This is a genomic window from uncultured Romboutsia sp. (assembly GCF_958366745.1).
GTDB classification, from domain to species: Bacteria; Bacillota; Clostridia; order Peptostreptococcales; family Peptostreptococcaceae; genus Romboutsia; species Romboutsia timonensis.
In genome coordinates this window covers 1-4362 of sequence record NZ_CATXCO010000196.1, presented here as the reverse complement: position 1 = coordinate 4362, position 4362 = coordinate 1, and the positions used below count along the sequence as shown (strand labels likewise).

The window sequence follows — 4362 nt, the reverse complement described above, 5'->3', positions numbered from 1 at the left end:
ACTAAGTTAGTATATAATATAAGTATCATCTAAGTTGTATGTAAATTTAAAATACTTATTACCAACATAAAGGGGGAATACTTTCTTAAATGGACAGGATGTATGATATTTTATTATTAATTGCTACATTTATATGTATAATAACTTTTAACAGATTTTCATCGACTAACGAAACTGTATTTGTAATATTATCTGTTTTAGGTATTATACTTAGCATTTCTATGCTTTTATTCAATAATAAAAAATATCTAAGTAAATCTAAAAAGTAAAAACATTAAGGAGCTATCTTGTAACTTAGATTAGCTCCTTTTATATACATTAATTATATATAAATTATCCTAATATTTGAATTTCTATAGTTCTTCTTCCCCAGTTGTAACATTCTTTTTTAGTATTCATGAATATATCTATCTTATTTTCTTTTATAGCTCCACCAGTATTATTTGCTATAAAAGTTCTTCCAAATTGAGGTATGTAAACCTTAGTTCCATATGGTATAATCTTAGGATCAACAGCTATTGTTCCCCATACAGGCTTTTGACCTGTTGAAGTTGTTGAGTATCCAGTATAAGCTGTAGCTACTACATTCATTGTACGAACTACGTTACCTTGGCTATTATTTGAACTAGTAGTTTGCGAAGTATCACTTGAACTACTATTTCCACTTACTTTTATATACTGCTTACTTGCCCATCCTTCTTTTCCATTTAAATTAACTTTATACCAACCATTACTTTCACCTAATATTGTTACACCTTTATTTTTATATAAACTCCCCATTGTACTATATTTAGTCGATGGACCTTTTCTTACGTTTAATTTTGATGCTGTAACAACCCCTGTGCTATCAGCAAATATGTTAGTTACTCCTATTGAAAATATTACTGTCAATATTAACAAAAATTTAAATAAAGTTTTCTTTATCATAAAAATCCTCCTTTAAATTTTCTATAGTAATTAATCTTCATAATTAATTTTCTATATTTGTTACTATTTTGTAAACTTTATACTGTAAATAGTAGTTGATTATAATTCATTTGTAAAGTGTTTCCATTAAATTTATTACAATTTAGTTACAATAGGACAAGTTAAAATAAAAATTAAATCTTAATAATCATTCAAATTTTAATATTTATATATATTTTCTTATTATTTTAATTTATACAAGCATAAAATTCGCTTCGCTTGAGCGACGTGTCGGCGAACCACTTCATGTCGCCAACGATATATCCTTGCTACCGCTGCAGATGTATCCGAAATGGAAATGAGGATATATCGTTGGCGATAATTTTTTAGCATGGAGGGAGGCTTATATATCATCATCGAGCGGACTATCTATAAAAATTTCTCCTTACTCAAAAAAGTGCCTCATATTTAATGAGACACTTATCTTTACTTAGTTATTAATTTTAATTCAACTGGTATATAATCAGCTATCTTTTCACCGCTTAATACCTTATGGACTGCATTAACTGCAGTTTCACCTATTAGTAATGGTTGTTGTGCAACTGTTGCCGCCATTTTACCTTGTTTAACAGCATCAACTGCATCATCTGTTGCATCAAATCCAACTATCAATACATCTTTCATATTTGCAGCTTCTAATGCTTTTTGTGCACCTAGTGCCATTTCATCATTTTGTGCAAATACTGCATCTATATCTCCTTTTGATTGGATTATATTTTCCATTACTGTAAGACCTTTAGTTCTATCAAAGTCTGCACTTTGCTTAGCTACTAAATTGAATCCACTTTTTCTTATCCCATCGTCAAACCCTTGACCTCTATCTCTAGTAGCTGAAGATCCTGCTGTACCTTCTAGTTCTACTATATTCCCTTTACCATTTAACTTTTCTATTAAGAATTTAGCAGCCATATCTCCACCTGCTACATTGTCAGATGCTATATGAGATACTACTTTACCACCATTTGCAACTCTATCTACTGTCATAACTGGTAAATTTGAATTGTTTGCAATCATTACTGATGCTATAGCTGAATCTGAATCAACTGGGTTTAAAAGTACTATATCAACATCTTTAACAGTTAAGTCTTCCATGTTTGATACTTCTTTTGCCGGGTCGTTTTGAGAATCTAAAACCACAACATCATATCCTAATTCTTTTGCTCTTTTTTCTATTCCCGATTTTAAATCTACGAAAAATGGGTTGTTTAATGTAGATACTATTAAACCTATTTTTTGTATTCCATCATCTTTTGGGCTACATCCAACTAACAAACTAGATGCTAATATTGTCGTCATTATTATAGAAAGAAATTTCTTCATTTTATTTCCTCCTACTTGTTTTTTCTATCTAAAAGTACAGCTATTAATATAACTACACCTTTCACCATCATTTGATAATAAGATGATACATCTAATAAGTTAAGTGCATTACTTAATACACCCATTATTAAAGCACCAACTATTGTTTTGCTTATTTTCCCTTTACCACCAGTTAAGCTAGTTCCACCAAGTACAACTGCTGCTATTGCATCTAGTTCATAACTATTACCTGCTGTTGGTTGTGCTGAATATAATCTTGAAGTTATTATTATACCTGCAACCGCTGCTAATATACCACTTATTGTGTATACTGCTATTTTTATTTTATCAGTGTTAAGTCCTGATAGTTTTGCTGCATCTTCATTTGATCCTAATGCATAAGTATGTCTACCCATTGTAGTGTTATTAAGTACATAACCACAAACTAAAAATACTACTATCATTATTATTGCTGGTGTTGGTATTCCAAATATACTTCCACCACCTATTTTTCCAAATGCAACTGCTAAATCTCCACTTCCAAGTGTTATTGGCTTACCATCTGTAAACACTAAAGTTAAACCTCTAAATACAGTCATTGTTGCAAGTGTAGCTATAAATGGTTGAAGTTTACCTTTAGATATTATAAATCCATTTAAAAATCCTACAACTGCTCCTATTGCTAAAGCTACTATTATTGCTATTATCATGTTAGTTCCTGATACTAACATACTTGCACAAACTGCGCCACTTATAGCAAGTATTGAACCTACTGATAAGTCTATTCCACCTGTTAGTATTACAAATGTCATACCAGCTGCTATTATAGCATTTACTGATGTTTGTCTTAATACGTTAAATATATTTTTAGTAGTTAAAAATGATGGACTTAATATCGATACAACTACTACTAATAAAGCTAATGCTATTAAACTTCTGTATTTATCGAAAAATTCTTTTTTATCTATTATTTTCTTTGTATTTTGTTTCATAGCTTGCGATGTCATGCTATATTGCCTCCTTAGTTTCTACTGCACATTTTAATATGGCTTCTTGGCTTGCGTCTTTTATATCAAATTCTCCAGTAACTCTTCCTTGACTAAGTACTAATATTCTATCACTTAATCCTAATATTTCTGGCATTTCAGAAGATATCATTATTACTGCTTTACCTTGAGATTTGAATTCATTTATTAAATCATATATTTCTTTTTTAGCACCAACGTCAACCCCTCTAGTAGGTTCATCAAGTATTAATACTTCTGGGTGTATCATTAAAGCTTTTGCTATTGCAACCTTTTGTTGATTACCACCACTTAAGTTTCTTATTAATTGTTCTTTGCTTGGTGTTTTTATATTTATTCTTTCTATATAAGAGTCAACTCTCTCATTTTCATGTTTTTTATCGATTATTAATCCTTTGCTTATTCTGTTTAATGATGATAAAGTCATATTTTCTCTTACTGATAAATCAACTAATAATCCATCACCTTTTCTATCTTCACTAACATAAGCTATTCTATGTAATAATCCTTCTTGAGCACTTTTGTGGTTTAATTCTTTTCCATTAAGTATTATCTTACCACTTTCCTTTTTAAAATGACCGTATATAGTTTTTGCAAGTTCACTTCTTCCTGCTCCCATAAGACCTGCTATACCAACTACTTCTCCAGCTCTAACCTCAAAGTTTATATTACTTACATATTCATTATTTAAGTTTTCAACTTTTAATATAGTTTTTCCAGGTGTTATTTCAACTCTTGGGAATTGATCTGTAAGCTTTCTACCTACCATCATTTCTATCATTTTATCTTCATCTAAATTAGATAAATCTTCACTACCTACATATTTTCCATCTCTAAGAACAGTTATATAATCACATACTTCAAAGATTTCCTTTAATCTATGTGATGTATATACTATAGCTTTACCTTCTGATTTTAATTCTTCTATAACTTTAAATAAACTTTGAGTCTCCGTTTCAGTAAGAGCATCTGTTGGTTCATCCATTATTATTATTTTTGCATCTAAAGATAATGCTTTTGCTATCTCAACCATTTGTTGCTCACCTAAACTTAGTTTTTCAACTAAGTCTCT

General features: G+C 29.9%; 5 protein-coding genes. 1 reads left to right on the top strand and 4 read right to left on the bottom strand.

What is annotated here, in order from left to right:
- The first annotated feature begins 89 nt into the window (after window positions 1-89).
- Window positions 90-269, top strand: a complete 180-nt coding sequence (locus Q5F54_RS11030) for a hypothetical protein (protein WP_143023174.1) — start codon at window positions 90-92, stop codon at window positions 267-269.
- A 64-nt stretch (window positions 270-333) separates the two neighbouring features.
- On the opposite strand, the gene Q5F54_RS11025 is transcribed toward Q5F54_RS11030, so the two are convergent.
- The 4 genes from Q5F54_RS11025 to Q5F54_RS11010 form a co-directional block, all read right to left on the bottom strand.
- The gene (locus Q5F54_RS11025; protein WP_302334433.1) at window positions 334-927 is read right to left on the bottom strand and encodes a 3D domain-containing protein; all 594 of its coding nucleotides are present in this window, start codon (window positions 925-927) and stop codon (window positions 334-336) included.
- Window positions 928-1392: 465 nt separating this feature from the next.
- Complete coding sequence (gene rbsB, locus Q5F54_RS11020) at window positions 1393-2286, bottom strand: ribose ABC transporter substrate-binding protein RbsB (protein ID WP_277232831.1); 894 nt, start codon at window positions 2284-2286, stop codon at window positions 1393-1395.
- An 11-nt stretch (window positions 2287-2297) separates the two neighbouring features.
- Window positions 2298-3272, bottom strand: coding sequence for a ribose ABC transporter permease (rbsC, locus tag Q5F54_RS11015; protein ID WP_330578021.1), 975 nt, complete (start codon window positions 3270-3272; stop codon window positions 2298-2300).
- Window position 3273: 1 nt separating this feature from the next.
- Window positions 3274-4362: sugar ABC transporter ATP-binding protein (locus Q5F54_RS11010; protein WP_302334432.1), on the bottom strand; the 1089-nt coding region annotated here is incomplete at its 5' end.

What these genes read in the sequence shown, in the direction of transcription:
- rbsB (WP_277232831.1), bottom strand. Translation starts at nt 2,286, where the DNA reads ATGAAGAAATTTCTTTCTATAATAATGACGACAATATTAGCATCTAGT.
- Q5F54_RS11025 (WP_302334433.1), bottom strand. Translation starts at nt 927, where the DNA reads ATGATAAAGAAAACTTTATTTAAATTTTTGTTAATATTGACAGTAATA.
- Q5F54_RS11030 (WP_143023174.1), top strand. Translation starts at nt 90, where the DNA reads ATGGACAGGATGTATGATATTTTATTATTAATTGCTACATTTATATGT.
- rbsC (WP_330578021.1), bottom strand. Translation starts at nt 3,272, where the DNA reads ATGACATCGCAAGCTATGAAACAAAATACAAAGAAAATAATAGATAAA.